Annotated in this window: 15 protein-coding genes, 1 tRNA gene and 1 pseudogene; 8 read left to right on the forward strand and 9 right to left on the reverse strand. The window is 66.9% G+C overall.

All coding sequences use genetic code 11. The features are described 5' to 3' along the window. Nucleotide 1: 1 nt before the first annotated feature. Together AC1DY7_RS13810 and AC1DY7_RS13815 are read left to right on the forward strand one after the other, a co-directional pair. Entirely contained in the window at nucleotides 2-1,660 is a 1,659-nt protein-coding gene (locus AC1DY7_RS13810; protein ID WP_477494244.1) for a dipeptide ABC transporter ATP-binding protein, read from the forward strand. A 66-nt stretch (nucleotides 1,661-1,726) separates the two neighbouring features. Then, complete coding sequence (locus AC1DY7_RS13815; protein WP_477494245.1) at nucleotides 1,727-2,500, forward strand: alpha/beta hydrolase; 774 nt, start codon at nucleotides 1,727-1,729, stop codon at nucleotides 2,498-2,500. 1 nt (nucleotide 2,501) lies between these two features. On the opposite strand, the gene AC1DY7_RS13820 is transcribed toward AC1DY7_RS13815, so the two are convergent. The 8 genes and pseudogenes from AC1DY7_RS13820 to aceE form a co-directional block, all read right to left on the reverse strand. Beyond that, nucleotides 2,502-3,146, reverse strand: a complete 645-nt coding sequence (locus AC1DY7_RS13820; protein ID WP_477494517.1) for a dihydrofolate reductase family protein — start codon at nucleotides 3,144-3,146, stop codon at nucleotides 2,502-2,504. A gap of 87 nt (nucleotides 3,147-3,233) precedes the next feature. Continuing rightward, a complete protein-coding gene (locus tag AC1DY7_RS13825; RefSeq protein WP_477494246.1) occupies nucleotides 3,234-4,655 on the reverse strand; it encodes an acyl-CoA carboxylase subunit beta in 1,422 nt (473 codons plus the stop codon). 36 nt (nucleotides 4,656-4,691) lie between these two features. Continuing rightward, the gene (gene kasB, locus AC1DY7_RS13830) at nucleotides 4,692-5,954 is read right to left on the reverse strand and encodes a 3-oxoacyl-ACP synthase KasB (protein ID WP_477494247.1); all 1,263 of its coding nucleotides are present in this window, start codon (nucleotides 5,952-5,954) and stop codon (nucleotides 4,692-4,694) included. A 25-nt stretch (nucleotides 5,955-5,979) separates the two neighbouring features. Further along, nucleotides 5,980-7,230 (reverse strand): 3-oxoacyl-ACP synthase KasA, encoded by a 1,251-nt coding sequence (gene kasA / locus AC1DY7_RS13835; protein ID WP_477494248.1) that lies wholly within the window; start codon nucleotides 7,228-7,230, stop codon nucleotides 5,980-5,982. After that, nucleotides 7,227-7,520: a meromycolate extension acyl carrier protein AcpM gene (gene acpM, locus AC1DY7_RS13840; RefSeq protein ID WP_477494249.1), complete on the reverse strand. Its 294-nt coding sequence runs from the start codon at nucleotides 7,518-7,520 to the stop codon at nucleotides 7,227-7,229. The genes kasA and acpM overlap by 4 nt, the downstream gene beginning before the upstream one ends. A 58-nt stretch (nucleotides 7,521-7,578) precedes the next feature. Continuing rightward, nucleotides 7,579-8,484, reverse strand: coding sequence for an ACP S-malonyltransferase (locus tag AC1DY7_RS13845; RefSeq protein WP_477494250.1), 906 nt, complete (start codon nucleotides 8,482-8,484; stop codon nucleotides 7,579-7,581). 128 nt (nucleotides 8,485-8,612) lie between these two features. Then, the gene (locus AC1DY7_RS13850; RefSeq protein ID WP_477494251.1) at nucleotides 8,613-9,899 is read right to left on the reverse strand and encodes a PucR family transcriptional regulator; all 1,287 of its coding nucleotides are present in this window, start codon (nucleotides 9,897-9,899) and stop codon (nucleotides 8,613-8,615) included. A gap of 56 nt (nucleotides 9,900-9,955) precedes the next feature. Beyond that, a pseudogene (gene aceE, locus AC1DY7_RS13855) lies at nucleotides 9,956-12,637 on the reverse strand (pyruvate dehydrogenase (acetyl-transferring), homodimeric type); the annotation flags it as partial. Nucleotides 12,638-12,795: 158 nt separating this feature from the next. Between aceE and AC1DY7_RS13860 the strand changes: the two are divergent. From AC1DY7_RS13860 to AC1DY7_RS13885, 6 genes are all read left to right on the forward strand, one after another. Continuing rightward, nucleotides 12,796-13,380 carry a hypothetical protein gene (locus AC1DY7_RS13860; protein ID WP_477494252.1) on the forward strand — a complete coding sequence of 195 codons (585 nt, stop codon included), beginning with the start codon at nucleotides 12,796-12,798 and terminating at the stop codon, nucleotides 13,378-13,380. Nucleotides 13,381-13,466: 86 nt separating this feature from the next. After that, a complete protein-coding gene (locus tag AC1DY7_RS13865; RefSeq protein WP_477494253.1) occupies nucleotides 13,467-13,892 on the forward strand; it encodes a DUF3052 domain-containing protein in 426 nt (141 codons plus the stop codon). Nucleotides 13,893-13,907: 15 nt separating this feature from the next. Continuing rightward, nucleotides 13,908-14,366 carry a peroxiredoxin gene (locus tag AC1DY7_RS13870; protein ID WP_477494254.1) on the forward strand — a complete coding sequence of 153 codons (459 nt, stop codon included), beginning with the start codon at nucleotides 13,908-13,910 and terminating at the stop codon, nucleotides 14,364-14,366. 36 nt (nucleotides 14,367-14,402) lie between these two features. Then, nucleotides 14,403-14,474 (forward strand) — tRNA-Val (locus tag AC1DY7_RS13875). Nucleotides 14,475-14,644: 170 nt separating this feature from the next. Continuing rightward, a complete protein-coding gene (locus AC1DY7_RS13880; RefSeq protein WP_477494255.1) occupies nucleotides 14,645-14,983 on the forward strand; it encodes a hypothetical protein in 339 nt (112 codons plus the stop codon). Between the two features lie 66 nt (nucleotides 14,984-15,049). After that, nucleotides 15,050-15,430 (forward strand): heme-binding protein, encoded by a 381-nt coding sequence (locus AC1DY7_RS13885; RefSeq protein WP_477494256.1) that lies wholly within the window; start codon nucleotides 15,050-15,052, stop codon nucleotides 15,428-15,430. Nucleotides 15,431-15,466: 36 nt separating this feature from the next. Here AC1DY7_RS13885 and AC1DY7_RS13890 read toward each other — a convergent pair whose 3' ends face one another. Beyond that, entirely contained in the window at nucleotides 15,467-16,390 is a 924-nt protein-coding gene (locus tag AC1DY7_RS13890; RefSeq protein ID WP_477494257.1) for an ABC transporter substrate-binding protein, read from the reverse strand. Between the last annotated feature and the right edge of the window lie 14 nt (nucleotides 16,391-16,404).

Here is a 16,404-nt window from a genome sequence, read left to right on the forward strand (position 1 = left end):
CATGACCGTCTCACCGACAATCGTTCGGCCCGAAGTGGACCGGGCCACACCGCCCGCGCCGCTGCTCACGGTGCGTGACCTCACCGTCGCCTATGGCGGCTACCTCGACACCCCCACCGTCGCCGGGGTGTCCTTCGAGGTGCGACCCGGCGAGACCGTCGCGATCGTCGGCGAATCCGGCTCGGGGAAATCGACGGTGGTGAACGCGATCCTGAAACTGCTCGACCCGCATGTCGCGGTCGGCGGGGTCGCCGAGTTCGACGGACGGAACATCCTGGCCTTGCGTGAGCGCTCCTTCCGCCCGCTGCGGGGACGCCGGATCGGCTTCGTCCCACAGGATCCGACCTCGGCGCTGAACCCGGTGCGCCGCATCGACGGGCAGATCTACGAGGCCTACCGCACCTCGGGGTTGGTCGAGTACGCGGATTCCGACCGACACCCGGCGCAGGCACGGGCGCTGCTCGAGTCGGTGGGCCTCGTCGACCCGGAGCGGGCCCTGCGGGCCTACCCCCATGAACTGTCGGGCGGTCAGCTCCAGCGGGTGTTGATCGGTATCGCGATCGCGCAGCGGCCCCAGCTGATCGTGGCCGACGAGCCGACCTCGGCACTGGACGTGACGATTCAGAAGACCATCCTCGACCTCATCGACCGACTCAAATCGGAGATCGGGCTCTCGGTGCTGTTGATCACCCACGATCTGTCGCTGGCGGCGGAGCGATCGGACAAGGTGCTGGTGCTCAGCGCGGGGGAGGTGCAGGAGTACGGTCCCGCCACAGAGGTGCTGGAGCGCCCGCGCTCGGAGTACGCGCGGAAGCTGATCGGTGATGTGCCGAGCCTGAATCTGGACAGGTTCGCCGCGGCGGCCCGTCGACGCCCGGAGCCCACCGCGGAGGTGTTCGCGCTCCAGGTCCTCGATGTGCACAAGACTTTCGGGACCGGTAAGCAGCGGACCGAGGCACTCAAAGGGGTGTCGTTCGGTATCCCGGCGGGCCGCACCCATGCGCTGGTGGGGGAGTCGGGTTCCGGTAAATCGACCTTGGCCCGACTGATTCTTCGGCTGCTGGAACCCGATCAGGGCCGGATTCTGGTTGCGGGCCAGGATATTTCGCATCTGGGACGCAAGGAGCTGCGGAACGCGCACCGGCACCTACAGCTGGTCTATCAGAACCCGTTCAACTCACTCGATCCCACCTTCTCGGTGGCCCGGCTGATCGGTGAACCGTTGCTGCGCTACGGACTGGGCTCGCGGCCGGAGCGCAGGGCGCGCGTCGCCGAGGTGCTCGGGTTGGTGGGTCTCTCGGAGTCGTTCCTGCCTCGGCGGGTCCGTGAACTCTCGGGCGGACAACGTCAACGTGTGGCCATCGCGCGGGCACTGAGCCTGAACCCCGACGTCCTGGTGCTCGACGAGCCCACATCCGCCCTCGATGTCACGGTTCAGGCGCAGCTGCTCGACGTACTCGTCGATCTGCAGATCACGCTCGGGCTGAGCTACCTGTTCATCTCGCACGACCTGAGCGTTGTCCGGCAGTTCGCGGACACGGTGACGGTTCTGCAGCGCGGTGAGGTCAAGGAGAGTGGGCCCACCGCAGAGGTTTTCGCCCACCCTGCCGACCAGTACACCAAAGCGCTGGTGGAATCGATTCCCGGAGTTTCGCGGTGAGCTGCGGCTGAAAACAGGTACCCGGGTACTCGCTACGCGTGCCGGCTCCGGGCGCACGCTGGGCAGATGGCCCTGGAAGTCATCGACAAGGGAACGTGTTCGGCCGAACATCCGGCGCCGCTGCTGTTCGTGCACGGTGCCACCCACGCCGCGTGGTGCTGGGACGACCATTTCCTGGGCTATTTCGCCGATCTCGGTTACCGCGCCGTCGCGTTGAGCCTGCGCGGGCACGGCGGATCGAACTCGATACCGGTGGGCACATGCTCGATCGCCGACTTCGTCGACGACGTCGCGAGCGTGGCCGCCGGCCTGCCCCGGGTGCCGGTGCTGATCGGGCATTCGATGGGCGGCTTCGTCGTACAGAAGTATCTGGAGTCCTACCTGGCGCCCGCCGCGGTGCTGATGGCGTCGGTGCCGCCGCGCGGAATGCGCGGCGCGTTGCTGCGCAGCACTGTGTTGCGGCTGCGCATGCGGATGAGCAACCCGCGGCAACCGGTCGACGTGGCCGAACTGCAGCGCGTCATGTTCTTCCACCCCGACACCACCGACGACACCGTCGCCGAATGTGTCGCGCGGCTGTCCACCGAGGCGCCGTCGCGGGCGATGCTCGACATGCTGGGCCGCAACCTGCCGAGCCCCGGGCGGGTGCGCACACCGTTGTTGGTGCTGGGTGGCGGCGACGACCGTAGCGTCACGCGCTCCGAGGTGTGTGCGACCGCCCGGGCGTACGGGATGCTGGCCGAGATCATGCTGGGCATGGGTCACGACATGATGCTCGAACCGCGTTGGGAGGCGGTGGCCGGCCACATCGATTCGTGGCTGGCGGAGCGCGGGCTCTGACTCAGCGCCGCCAGAACAGATGGTGGACGACGCCACTGGGGCTCGGCACCACGTCGCAGTGGAACCTGTCCGACAGCTCCTCGGGTGTCTCCCACAACCGCGACCCGCTGCCCAGCGTGACCGGGGATACCGCCACGTGCAGGGTGTCGACCAGGTCGGCGTCCAGGAACTCCCGGACGGTCGTCGCCCCGCCGCCGAGCCGCACATCCTTATTTTGCGCGGCCGCCCGGGCCTGCTCGAGAACTGCCGCCGGCGTGCCGTCGACGAAGTGGAATGTGGTGTCGCTCAACGTGAACGACGGACGCGGGTGGTGAGTCATCACGAACACCGGGGTGTGGAACGGCGGCTCGTCACCCCACCAGCCCTGCCAGTCGTGGTCGGCCCACGGGCCGCGGTACGGGCTGAACTTGTTGCGGCCCATGATCTCGGCACCGATGTTGTTGGCGAAATCCCGGGTCAGATAGTCATCGAGGCCGCGGCTACCGCCCGGGTCGGTACGGTTCGGCCAGCTGGCCGTGGCGCCGGCCCAGGCGAACATCGTGCCGGGATCGGCGTGGCCGAACGGGCGATCGAAGCTCTGTCCCTCCCCGGCACCGAAACCATCCTGAGAGACGTTGAAATTCTGGACTTTGAGCAGCTGCACCATGACCTGTAGACCCTGCCAGGCCGCAGAACTCATCGAAAACGCCGAATGGCCCGGGGAGTGCTCCCCGGGCCATTCGATGTCGAGTCCTTACAGCGGGATGTTCTTGTGCCGGCCGCGCCGGTGCGGCGCCTCGGCCAGCGCCTGGGTGATCACGCTGCGGGTGTGCGCGGGATCGATCTTGGCGTCGACCACACCGATCTCGATGGCGGAATCCACACCGCCGGCGATCCGCTCGTGCTCGGCGGCCAGCTCCTCGTGCAGGGCGTCGCGGTCCTCGGGGGCGGCGGCGGCCAGCTTGCGCTTGTGCAGGATGCCGACGGCGGCCTTGGCGCCCATCACGGCGACCTCGGCTTCCGGCCACGCGAACACCTTGGTCGCGTTGAGCGAGCGGGAGTTCATCGCGATGTAGGCGCCGCCGTAGATCTTGCGGGTGACCAGCGTGACGCGCGGGACGGAGGCCTCACCGAACGCGTGCAGCAGCTTTGCGCCGCGACGCACCACGCCACCCCACTCCTGATCGACGCCGGGCAGGTAGCCCGGAACGTCCACCACGACCACCAGCGGGATGCCGAACGCATCGCACAGCCGCACGAAACGTGCTGACTTCTCGGCACTTTCGGAGTTCAGGCAGCCGCCCAGGCGCAGCGGGTTGTTGGCGATGACGCCGACGGTGCGCCCGGCCAGGCGGCCCAGGCCGACCACGATGGACGGGGCCCAGCGGGACTGGAACTCCTCGAAGGGTGCGTCGTCGTCGAGCAGGGCCTCGACGATCGGGTGCACGTCGTACGCGCGTCGTGCCGACTCGGGCATCAGGGCCTTGAGGTCGGTGTCGCCGGCCTCGGCCTTGGCGCGGTCGAAGTGGCCCTGCTGGGAGAACAGGCCCACCAGACGACGGCCACGCTCGTAGGCGTCCAGTTCGTCATCGGCGACGATGTGGCACACACCGGACTTCTTGTGGTGCGCTTCCGGGCCGCCGAGGGACACCATGTCGACGTCCTCGCCGGTGACGCTGCGGACCACGTCCGGGCCGGTGACGAAGACCTTGCTGTCCGGCGCCATCACGATGACGTCGGTCAGGGCCGGGCCGTACGCGGCGCCGCCGGCGGCGAAACCGACCACGACCGAGATCTGCGGGATGTAGCCCGAGGCGCGGATCATCGCCTCGAACACCAGACCGACGGCGTGCAGGGCCTTGACGCCCTCGGCCAGCCGTGCGCCACCGGAATGCCAGATGCCGACGATCGGGGACTGCTCCTCGATGGCGACGTCGTAGGCGTTCACGATGTGCGCGCAGCCCTCGATGCCCATCGCGCCACCCATCACGGTGCCGTCGGTGCAGAAGGCAACCGTGCGCACACCGTTGACGGTGCCCGCGGCGCCCAGCACACCGGACTTGTCGCGTTCGTGCAGGAGTTCCACGGTGCCGTCGTCGAAGAACGACGACAACCGCAGCAGCGGGTCGCGAGGATCAAGGGATTCAGCAGCCGTCTCGGGGGCCATGGTTGTCATTTAGGGGTTCTCCTTGATCTCGCGGCGAACGTGCCGTCAGTACTTGCCGAAGGCGAGAGCGACGTTGTGCCCGCCAAATCCGAACGAATTGTTGATTGCGTATTGGTATTCGCCATACCGCGGTTCGCCGGCCACCACGTCGAGGTCGATGTCTGGATCCAGGTTCTTCAGATTCAGCGTGGGTGGAATGACGCCGTCGCGCAAGGCGAGCACCGTCAGGATCGACTCGACCGCGCCGACGGCGCCGACCGAGTGACCCAGCGCCGACTTCGGTGCGTACACCGCGGGACGGTGCGTGCCCATGGCGTTGTTGATGGCGACGCCCTCTGCCACGTCACCGACGTGGGTGCCGGTGGCATGCGCGTTGACGTGGTCGATATCGGACGGCTGCAGCCCGGCCAGTTGGATCGACCGGCTGATGGCGTAACCCGCCTGCTCACCGTTGGGGTCCGGCGCGACGATGTGGAAGCCGTCGGAGGTGACACTGGCACCCATCAGGCGGCCCAGGATGTTGGCGCCGCGGGCCTTCGCGTGTTCCTCGGTCTCGATGACCATGAGCGCTCCGGCCTCGCCGAAGACGAAGCCGTTGCGGTCCTTGTCGAAGGGACGACACGCACCCTCGGGATCATCGTTGGTGGTCGACAGCACGATCCGCATCTGGGCGAAGCCGGCAATCGGCACCGCCTCGATCTGGGTCTCGACCCCGCCGCAGATGGCGATGTCGGCCTCACCCAGCACGATGTTGCGCCAGGCGTTGGCGATGGCTTCCGAACCCGAGGCGCAGGCCGAGATCACGGTGCTCACACCGGCCTTGGCCTTGCGTTCGAGTCCGATGGCCGCCGCCGCGCCGTTGGGCATGTACATCTGCACCACCAGCGGGGACACCGCCTTGAGGCCGCGTTCGCGCATGCCGTCGTAGGCGAAGAGCAGTTCCTCGGTGGAGCCCATGCCGGTGCCGACGGAGACCATCAGCCGCCGTGGGTCGACGTCCGGCGAGCCGGCGTTCTCCCACACCCGGCGGCCGATGACCGTCGACATCTTCTGCAGGTAGGACAGGCGCCTCTTCTCGACGCGTGTCAGGTCGTCTTCGAAATCTTCGAGCAGATGCCCGCCGATCCATACCGGAAGGTCGTACTGCGCGATGAATGGATCATCGAGCTTCCGGATGCCGCTCTCCCCGTTGAGCAGCTTCTTCCAGGTGCCTTCAGCATCGGTGGCCAACGCGGTCGACATGGCAACGCCAGTGACGACCACGTTGGGCAAACCGTTCCCCGTCGAGACTCCCGCGACTCCTGCCATTACTGAGCTTTCCTTTCGTGCCTACTCAGTACCGCCCGAAGGCCAGTGCCACATTGTGGCCACCGAACCCGAATGAGTTGTTGATGGCGTACTTGAAGTCGCCGTATCGAGGCTCGCCCGCAACGACATCGAGATCGATCTCGGCGTCGGGCGTCTCGTAATTGAGCGTCGGCGGGATGACGCCGTCGCGCAGAGCCAGCACGGTCAGGATCGACTCCAGGGCGCCGACGGCGCCGATCGAGTGCCCCAGTGCGGACTTCGGTGCGTACACCGCGGCGTGGTCGATACCGGCGACCCGGAGTGCGTTGGCCTCCGCCGTGTCACCGATCGGAGTGGCCGTGGCGTGCGCGTTGACGTGATCGATGTCCTTGGGCGACAGGCCCGCGGTTTCCAGTGCGCGCGTGATCGCCGCACCGGCCCGCAAGCCGTCCGCCGCCGGAGCGACCATGTGGAACGCGTCGGAGGTGATACCCGCACCGAGCACCCGGGCCAGCGGCTTGGCGCCACGAGCCTTGGCGTGTTCCTCGGTTTCGAGGATCAGCACCGCACCGGCTTCGCCGAAGACGAATCCGTCACGGTCCTTGTCGAACGGACGCGACGCGCCGGCCGGATCGTCGTTGCGGGTGGACATGGCACGCATCATCGAGAACGCCGCGATGGGCAGTGCCTCGATGCCGCCCTCGACACCACCGCACACGGCGATGTCGGCGTCACCCATGACGATCTGGCGCCATGCATGCGCGATGGCCTCCGACCCCGACGAACACGCCGAGACCGGAGTGATGACGCCGGCGCGGGCCCCGAGTTCGAGGCCCACGACGGCGGCAGCACCGTTGGGCATGATCATCTGCACGGCGAGCGGGCTGACCTTGCGGATCCCGCCCTCGTTCATCGCGTCGTACGTTTCGACGATCTTCTCGCCACCGCCGAGACCGGTACCGATCACGACGGAGAAACGATCCGGATCGACCTCGGGCATGCCCGAGTTCTGCCACAGGCGGCGGGCCAGCACGAGCGACAAGCGCTGCACGTAGGAATTGCGCCGCAGTTCGACTCGGCTGAGGTGGCTTTCGATGTCCTCGACCAAGTGACCACCGATACGCACCGGAAGGTCCCACTTGGTGACGAAGTCATCGGTCAGCTCACGGATGCCGCTTTCGCCTGCCAGGAGACCCTTCCACGTGCTCTCGACATCAGCAGCGAGCGCCGTGGTTGCCTCCACGGCGGTCACCACGACGTTCGGGAAGCCTCCGTTAGCAGTGGAAGGCCTGGTCACTTCGTGAACTTATCGCGCAGCGCGGCGGCAGCCTCGGGGTTCTCTTCCTCGAGCTTCTGGATGTAGCCGACGACGTCGCCGACGGTGCGCAGACCGGCCAGGTCCTCGTCCGGGATCTTCACGCCGTACTTGTCCTCGGTCTGCACGGCGATCTCGACCATCGACAGCGAGTCGATGTCCAGGTCGTCGACGAAGCTCTTCTCCAGGGTCACCTCGGAAGGCTCGATGCCGGTGACCTCTTCGATGATCTCGGCGAGACCGGCGATGATTTCTTCTTGATTGGCGGCCACGATGGCTCCTTTTTCATTGGTGTTGCTTCACTCCGGCTGTCGGAGTGTCGGGTGGGGACTAGAGCTCGGCGAGCCCGTCCAGGTCTGAGGGGGCCTTCACCGCGTGCGTGGGTGTGCCCTTCAGTTCGCGTTTGGCGATGCCGACGAGGGTCCCGGCGGGCGGGAACTCGACGATCGCCTTCACGTCGAGACCCCGCAGGGTCTCGTTGCACAGGTCCCAGCGCACCGGCCGGGTCATCTGGGCGACCAGCTTGGCCATCGCGTCGGCGGCGCCGGCGACCGGCTTGCCGTCGGCGTTGGACAGCAGGGTGGCGGTCGGCTCATTGGTGGCGACCTGCTCGGCCGCCGCGGCGTAACCCTCGGCGGCGGGCGCCATGTAATGGGTGTGGAAGGCGCCGGCGGTGGCCAGCACCCGGACCCGGGCCTTGGCCGGGGGATCCTCGGCGAGCTTCTCCAGCGCGGCGATGGCACCGGCGGCCACGATCTGGCCGGCGGCGTTGCGGTTGGCGGGGACCAGATCCAGCGATTCCAGACGGGCGAGCACTTCGGCTTCGTCGCCGCCGAGGACGGCGGCCATTCCGGTGGGCTCCAACGCGCAGGCCTTGGCCATCTCGGCGCCGCGGGTGGCGGCCAGCTTGATCGCGTCGTCGGGGGAGATGACGCCGGCGATGGCGTAGGCGGCGATCTCACCGACGGAGTGGCCGGCGACGGCGATGCTGTCGTTGATCAGGTCGCGCTTGGTGAGCTCTTCGTGGGCCAGCAGCGTCGCCGCGACCACCAGGGGCTGGGTCACCGCGGTGTCGGTGATCTCCTCGGCGGTGGCGGTGGTGCCCAGGCGGGCCAGGTCCAGTCCGCTGATCGCCGACCACGCCGCGATCCGCTCACCGGCACCGGGCAACTCGAGCCAGGAGGTGAGCATGCCGGGGGTCTGGGATCCCTGTCCGGGAGCAAGCATTGCAAGCACGGCTCTAAGAAAACACTGTGAAGACGTCTCCGCGCCGTGTAAGAGATTATGAACCTTGTCTTATTCTTTTGTGGAGAGTCTACAAAACAGCACGTGATGCGACCTTGTCGAGACCGGATTGCGATTTGTCACATCGGAATCTGGCTGCCCGACTTCGCTGGTTGGCTGAGGAACACCCCGTCTGTACTGCCATTTGACCCGTTGAAATGCCCGGTGTCGCGGCGCAGCCGGCCGACCGTCGTGGCGACCCGCAGGACATACGCGTCGCGCGGCACCGTCGGATCACGCCCGGTGAAGTCGGTGATGCGTTTCAGGCGGTAGCGGACGGTGTTTGGATGAACCGTCAATTTGCGGGCGCAAGCTTCGATCGCGCCGCCAGAGTCCAGGTATGCGTCAAGGGTTTGCGTCAGCGCGGGGTCTGCGTCTCCGAGCGGGCGCATCACCTCGGTTTCGAGCGCGGCCAGTGCAATGGGATCGCCCAGCAGCGCCCGCTCGGGCAGCAGCTCGCGTGCCGCCACCGGCCGCGGCGCGCCACCCCAGCCCGTGACGGCGCGCATCCCCGAGATGGCTTCGGAGGCACTGCGGTGCAGGGTCGTCAGGTTCGGTGCGGTGGGGCCGAGCACCACCGGGCCGTTGCCGAATACCTTCATCAATTCGGACAGGAAACGGTCGGTCGGCGACAGCGGACCGGACACGATGGCGACCAGCCAGGTGCCGTGCACGTCCGACAGGGCCATGCGGCCATGCCTCAGTGCAGCGTCATGGACGTCACCGCTGACCAGATCGAGTCGGTCGGGCTGCGGGTAGCCGACGATGACGGTGGCGGGCGCGGTGGCATCCCAGTTCAGGGCGGCGGCCTGGGACTGCAGCGCCGGGCCGGCGTCCCCGCGGACCACCGCGTCCACGATGTTGGCTTCCATCCGGCTGTCCCAGGCGCCGCGCGCCTCGGCCTGGTCGGCGTAGGCGGTCGCGGCCGCGAAGGCCAGGTCGCGGCTGTAGCGCAGGATGCCCGTGGTCAGGGCGGTCAGCTGTTCGTCGGTGCGGGCCAGCAGGGGCACTACTTCCTCGAAGAACTCCATGGTGACGCGCACCATCTCGACGGATTGCCGCAGTGCCACGCGCCGGCGCAGGTCCTGGGGTACGACGTCGAAGGCCTGTGCGGTGTAGCTGACGTCGCTGCTGGGATCGCGCATCCACTCGACGAAGTTGATGACCGCGGTCTGCACCACCAGCTGGACGCTGGCGCGCTGGGAGGCTTCCAGATCCGAGAATCCCGGCAGCCGCTGTTCGAGCGCGTGCACGGCCTCGGTGGCCAGCCGCCCCGAATACTGCTTGAGCCGGCGTAGTGCCGACTCCGGCACGTTCTGCAGCACGTCGAGCGTCGACGCGGGCGGAATGGTCCGTTTGTCGGGCATGAATAAAATCTACGCCCCAGGTTTGTGGGATTTGTGGAGCGTCAGCCGTAATGAGTGGCCAGGGCTTCGAGCACCGCGACCACCACCGACTCCGCGTCGGTGTTGAAGTACCGCCGCGCCGCCGGGCGGGTGTCGGAGAACCCGAATCCGTCGGTGCCCAGCGTGACGTAGGTGCCGGGCACCCACGGCCGGATCTGCTCGGGCACGGCGCGCATCCAGTCCGAGAAGGCCACCACCGGTCCGGCGGAATCGGCCAGCACCTTGGTGACGTAGGCGGTCGGTGCGGGCTGGTCCGGGTGGCGGAGCCGTTGCTTCTCAACCGCGACACCATCGCGGTTGAGCTCGCCCCAGCTGGTCACCGACCAGACGTCGGCGGCCACGTCCCACAACTCGGCGAGCATGTCGGCGGCCTTGACCGCTTCGGGCATCGACACACCGGAGGCCAGGATCTGCGCGGTGCTGCTGCGCTTCTCCGGGGCGGCCCGGAACCGGTACATCCCGCGCAGCACACCTTCGGGATCGAAGTTCTCCGGTTCGGCGGGGTGCAGGTAGGGCTCGTTGTAGATGGTGATGTAGAAGAAGACGTTCTCCGGGTTCTCCCCGTACATCCGCTTCAGGCCACTCTCGACGATGTGCGCGATCTCGTAGGCGAACGCCGGGTCGTAGGTGACCGCTGCCGGGTTGGTCGAGGCGAGCAGCAACGAGTGCCCGTCGGCATGCTGCAGTCCCTCACCGGTCAGCGTCGTGCGCCCGGCGGTGGCGCCGAGCACGAAACCGCGGGCCATCTGGTCGGCCGCCGCCCAGAAACCGTCGCCGGTGCGCTGGAACCCGAACATCGAATAGAAGATGTAGATCGGGATCATCGGCTCGTTGTGCGTGGCATAGGACGTGGCGACCGCGGTGAACGACGCGGTGGAGCCGGCCTCGTTGATGCCCTCGTGCAGAATCTGGCCGATCTCGGATTCCTTGTAGGCCAGCATCAGCTCGGAGTCCACCGCGGTGTAGAGCTGCCCGTTGCGGTTGTAGATCTTCAGGCTCGGGAACCAGGAGTCCATCCCGAACGTGCGTGCCTCATCCGGGATGATCGGCACGATCCGCGGCCCGATGTTCTTGTCCCGCAACAGTTCCTTGAACGTGCGGACGGTGGCCATGGTGGTGGCCACCGGCTGCTTGCCGGACCCCTTCTTGAGCGCCTTGTAGGTATCGGTGCCCGGCAGCTGCAGTGCCTTGCTCTTGGTGCGGCGTTCGGGCAGGAACCCGCCGAGGGTCCGGCGCCGGTCCAGCAGGTACCGGATTTCGGGCGAATTCGGCCCCGGGTGGTAGTAGGGCGGCAGGTAGGGGTTCTCTTCGAGCTCGGCATCGGTGACCGGGACCCGGGTGACATCCCGGAAGTCCTTGAGGTCTTGTAGCGCAAGCTTTTTCATCTGGTGCGTGGCGTTGCGGCCCTCGAAGTGATGCCCCAGCGTGTAGCCCTTGATGGTCTTGGCCAGGATGATCGTCGGCTGGCCCTTGTGCTCCATCGCGGCGCGGTAGGCGGCATACACCTTGCGGTAGTCATGACCGCCGCGCTTGAGGTTCCAGATCTCGTTGTCGGTCATCGGTTCCACCAGCGCCTTGGTGCGCGGGTCGCGGCCGAAGAAGTGATCACGCACATAGGCGCCGTCGTTGGCCTTGTAGGTCTGGTAGTCACCGTCGGGCGTGGTGTTCATCAGGTTCACCAGGGCGCCGTCGCGATCGGCGTGCAGCAGGGCATCCCATTCGCGGCCCCACACCACCTTGATGACGTTCCAGCCGGCGCCGCGGAAGAACGACTCCAGCTCCTGGATGATCTTGCCGTTGCCACGGACCGGGCCGTCGAGGCGCTGCAGGTTGCAGTTGACCACGAAGGTCAGGTTGTCCAGCGCTTCGTTGGCGGCCACCTGGATCAGGCCGCGGCTTTCCGGCTCGTCCATCTCGCCGTCGCCGAGGTACGCCCACACGTGCTGATCGGAGGTGTCCTTGATGCCCCGGTCGTGCAGGTAGTGGTTGTAGCGCGCCTGGTAGATGGCGTTCATCGGGCCCAGGCCCATCGACACCGTCGGGAACTCCCAGAAGTCCGGCATCAGCCGGGGGTGCGGGTAGGACGGCAGGCCGCCACCCGGATGGCTGTGCTCCTGGCGGAAGCCGTCCAACTGGTTGGCTGTCAGGCGGCCTTCGAGGAAGGCGCGGGCGTAGACGCCGGGGGAGGCGTGGCCCTGGATGAACACCTGGTCGCCACCGCCGGGATGGGCCTTGCCCCGGAAGAAGTGGTTGAAGCCGACCTCGTACAGCGCCGCCGACGACGCATACGTCGAAATGTGGCCGCCCACACCGACTCCCGGCCGCTGGGCCCGGTGCACCATGATGGCTGCATTCCAGCGGATCCAGGCCCGGTAGCGCCGTTCGACATCCTCGTCACCGGGGAACCAGGGCTCCAGTTCGGTGGGGATGGTGTTGACGTAGTCGGTGGAGGTCAGTGCGGGAATCGAGACGCGCTTCTCGCGGGACCGTTCCAGCAGGCGCAACATCAGGTAGCGCGCGCGGGCGGAACCGTGCCGTTCGAGCATGGCGTCGAACGATTCGAGCCATTCGGTGGTCTCATCAGGATCGATGTCAGGTAGATAGGAGGCGACTCCTTCCCGGATCACTCGGACCCGGTCGGGTTCGCCTGCGTTACCGGAGTTTTGGGCCAGGTCTTGGCGCGCGAACTCGGTGGTCAACTGGAGCTCCTCGGTTGGCGGTGCTTGGCAGTGCTGGGTTGCTTGTGGCCTCACTATCGTGCCTCTATCGTGCCGCAGATCACCGGGCAGGGTGGCCTACCGCTCGGTAACCAAATGATCCGGCGATCGGTGGTCCGAACCGGTAACGTCTGGCAACAATGCTCAAAAGTTGGCGGGGGTCCTCGGTGCTGGTCCGACTGCGAATCGGCGCCCTGGTGGTGGGTTGTTCGGCCGTGCTGGCAATGATCGCCGTCGGGTGCACCAGCGTGACCGAGGGAAGCGCCTCGGTGGACAAGGCCGATGCGCCCGTCTACCGGGCCTCGGTGTCGGCGTCGGCGGCCGAATCGGCCGAGAGTTCGAGCTCGAAGGAATCCGAGCGGCAGGAGTCGGTCACCACCGGTGCGATTCACGCCTCGTGTGAGGCGCTCAGCTCCAGCAGCGTGGACGCCATCTCCGCGGTGAACGACTACGTGGGCGCCTACAACGAGAACGGTGACGTCAGCGGCGCCGCGCGCCCGGCCATCGAGGCGCTCAACCACAGCGCCGACACGGTGGAGCGAAGTCTTTCCGACCCGCTGGCGCCCGATCTGCGTGGCGCTTTGATGGAGTGGGTGACCGCGGCGCGGGCGGTGGCGTCGGCGATCGCGGGCGATGTGGGGCCCGATGCATTCAACGACGGGGTCGGCCGGCTCAACGACGCAAAGGACGCCGCATTGAACATGTGCGACGCGGCATATCGATAAACCTTGCCCTCAAGTCTCGGTTGGGGACCCCCGGCGTGCGAATATAGGCCGAGCGCACTCAATACAGGCTTGAAGGAGGACAGACGGTGGTCGCGGGGACGGACTCTGACCCGAATTACGCCCGAAAGTTGGGCATCGAGAAGAATCAGGTCGTCCAGGAGTTGGGGTGGGACGAAGACACGGACGACGACATCCGGGTCGATATCGAGGACGCCGCCGGTGGCGAGCTTCTCGATGAGGATGCCGACGAGGTGGTCGACGTCGTGTTGCTGTGGTGGCGCGACGACGACGGGGACCTGGTGGATCGTCTGATGGACGCCATCACGCCGCTGGCTGAGGACGGCGTCATCTGGGTGGTCACGCCGAAGACGGGCAAGCCTGGCCACGTGCAGCCCGCCGAGATCGCCGAGTCGGCGCCGACCGCCGGGTTGATGCAGACGTCGTCGGCGAACCTGGGTGACTGGATCGCCAGCCGGCTGGTGCAGCCGAAGTCCAAGGCGAAGAGCAGATAGCTCGGTTGTGAGTCGATGCTGACGGTCGGCACCCCGGCACCCGACTTCACGCTCAAGAACCAGCACGGTCAGCCGGTGACGCTGTCCGGCCTGCGTGGCCGCAATGTGCTGCTGGTGTTCTTCCCGCTCGCCTTCACCCCGACCTGCGCCGGCGAGTTGGGCGAGATCCAAGATCATCCCGAGGTGTACGACACTGCCGATACCGTCACCCTGGCGGTCTCGGTGGGCCCGCCGCCGACGCACAAGGTGTGGGCAGCCCAGAGCGGTTTCACGTTCGGTCTGCTGGCCGATTTCTGGCCGCACGGGTTCGTTGCGGAGCAGTACGGGGTCTTCAACACCGAATCGGGTTTCGCCAACCGTGGCACCTTCGCGATCGACCGGGAGGGGATCGTCCGGTTCGCCGAATGCAAGCAGCCCGGTGAGGTGCGCGATGCGGCCGTGTGGCGTGACGCCCTGGGCGCTTTACGGATTTAGTACTCGACATTGCGGGCGTGTAGCGTGCCTGCGACGGGGCGCGTAGCTCAGTGGTAGAGCTCTGGTTTTACACACCAGCGGTCGGCGGTTCGATACCGTCCGCGCCCACCCTTGAATCCCTGGTGAGGTAGGGACCTCCCACGGGGATCATTCGCCTTTCACATACGTGACGACCGGTGTCCCATTCCTGGCGAATTCCCATGAGCCGCGTCGGCGCGTGCTTAAGATGCCACCAGCCGACCGATTGGTCGCCGTTCCCAAGAGGAAGTGAGGCGGTCATGCGTTCTGTGCGGCGCTATCTGATCTTGGGCATGGTGACTGCGGCAGCCCCGTTCACGGCGGTCGTCGCGGCACCTGTGGCCCTGGCCGACTGTACGTACAACAACGGAGTCACCATCTGCGCGCAGGGTGACGCCCGCGGGGCGGACGGGGTGCCGAGGCAGGCGACGGCGGGCGTGCCGTACCCGTGTGAGTACGACTATTACTGCGGCGACGACGACTGGGATATCGACGTCGACTGGAACCCGGGCAGGCCGGGCATCGGGGGCCCGGGCGGACCGGGTGGTCCCGGCGGACCGATCATCGGCGGTGGCCGCGGCGGCGGTCGCGGTCGCTGAGCAGCGTTGAGCAGCATGGTGAGCAGCCACCCCGTGACCCCGTCAAACCTCGAAAAAGGAGCCCCTATGTCGCACTCCACACTCTCCGTCCGTCGCGTGGTCGCGGCGGCGCTCGGCGCCGGAGCCCTTTCCGGCGCAATGCTTTTCGGCGGCGCCGCCCTCGCGAGCGCCGACCCGGACGCGCCTGTTCCGCCGCCGTGCTCGGCCGCCGAATTGGCGCGGGTGATGTCGGGCATCAGCTTCGACACCTCGAATTACCTGATCGCCCACCCCGACGTGAACGATTTCTTCACCGGCCTCAAAGGCCAGCCGAAAGCCGACATCGGACGCCAGGTCGAGACGTACTACGCCGCGAACCCGACCGTGGAGCAGGAGCTCAAGGGTCTGCGCCAACCGGCGATCGATTTCCGTGCGCGCTGCGGACTGCCGCTCAACCCGACACCCTGACACGCACCGTCGATCTCCGAGTGCGTGAGGGCGGCGTCATGGTGTCGAGGCCGTAGCGATCGGCAGCGCGCGGTCGACAATTGTGGTGTCGACCAGCTCGGCAAAGGTGGGCGCACGACGAACCATATTCTCGTCCTGCAGGATTCGCGTCCATCGTTCGGTCGCTGCCGGGTCGATGCGCACGGTGTCCCAGGTCAGCGAGCCCAGCATCCGCGCGCAGGCCCGACGCAGGGGTCCTGCCGGCGTCGCGGGCCAACGCTGCGTCAGCAATGGGTCCAGGTCGGCCAGTTCGATCGACTTCATCAGTTGCATGGATTCCTGCAGACTTGAGGCGAAGGCAACCAGCTGATCGGACAGCTCGTCGAAACGGTCTGTGCGGCAGTAGTACACGCTGTTGGGCCCCAACCCGCCGGTCTGGGTGTACTCCCGAGCGATGAAACCGGAGCCGCGCTCGGCGACGATCTCCGCATTCACCAGGTCCAGGACGATCGCGTCCCCCACACCGGCTTCGAAGAGTTCGACGTACATCGAGCTGGACAGGTCGCGCAAGAACGTGATCGATTCGGGGTCGACCCCGGCTTCCCGGATGAGGCCGGCAGTGAACGCATACGGTGCGCTGCCGCCGATTCCCGGCGCCAGGACGGTCTTGCCGATCAGATCGGACCATTCGAAGTCCGGGTCCGGGGCCCGGGTCACCAGCGCCTTCGGGAACTGGTGATTCACCTGGGCGAAGACCGTGAGTCGGCGCGGAGTACCCCAATACATGGCCGGTACCCACAGCCCGCCGAGGGCGACATCGGCGGCGCCGCTGTCCAGATCGTCCAGCACTCCGGTCCAGGGATCGCGGGCGGTGGCGGTGACCGTCAAGCCGCGTTCGCCGAACAGGCCAAGACTGTCTGCATAGTACTGGGGCAGGTAGTTGGCGGCATCAGCGGTGGCAGAGATGTTGAGGTTCAACATGTTCGGGCTCCTTG

Source organism: Mycobacterium sp. P2_H7 (genome assembly GCF_056403275.1).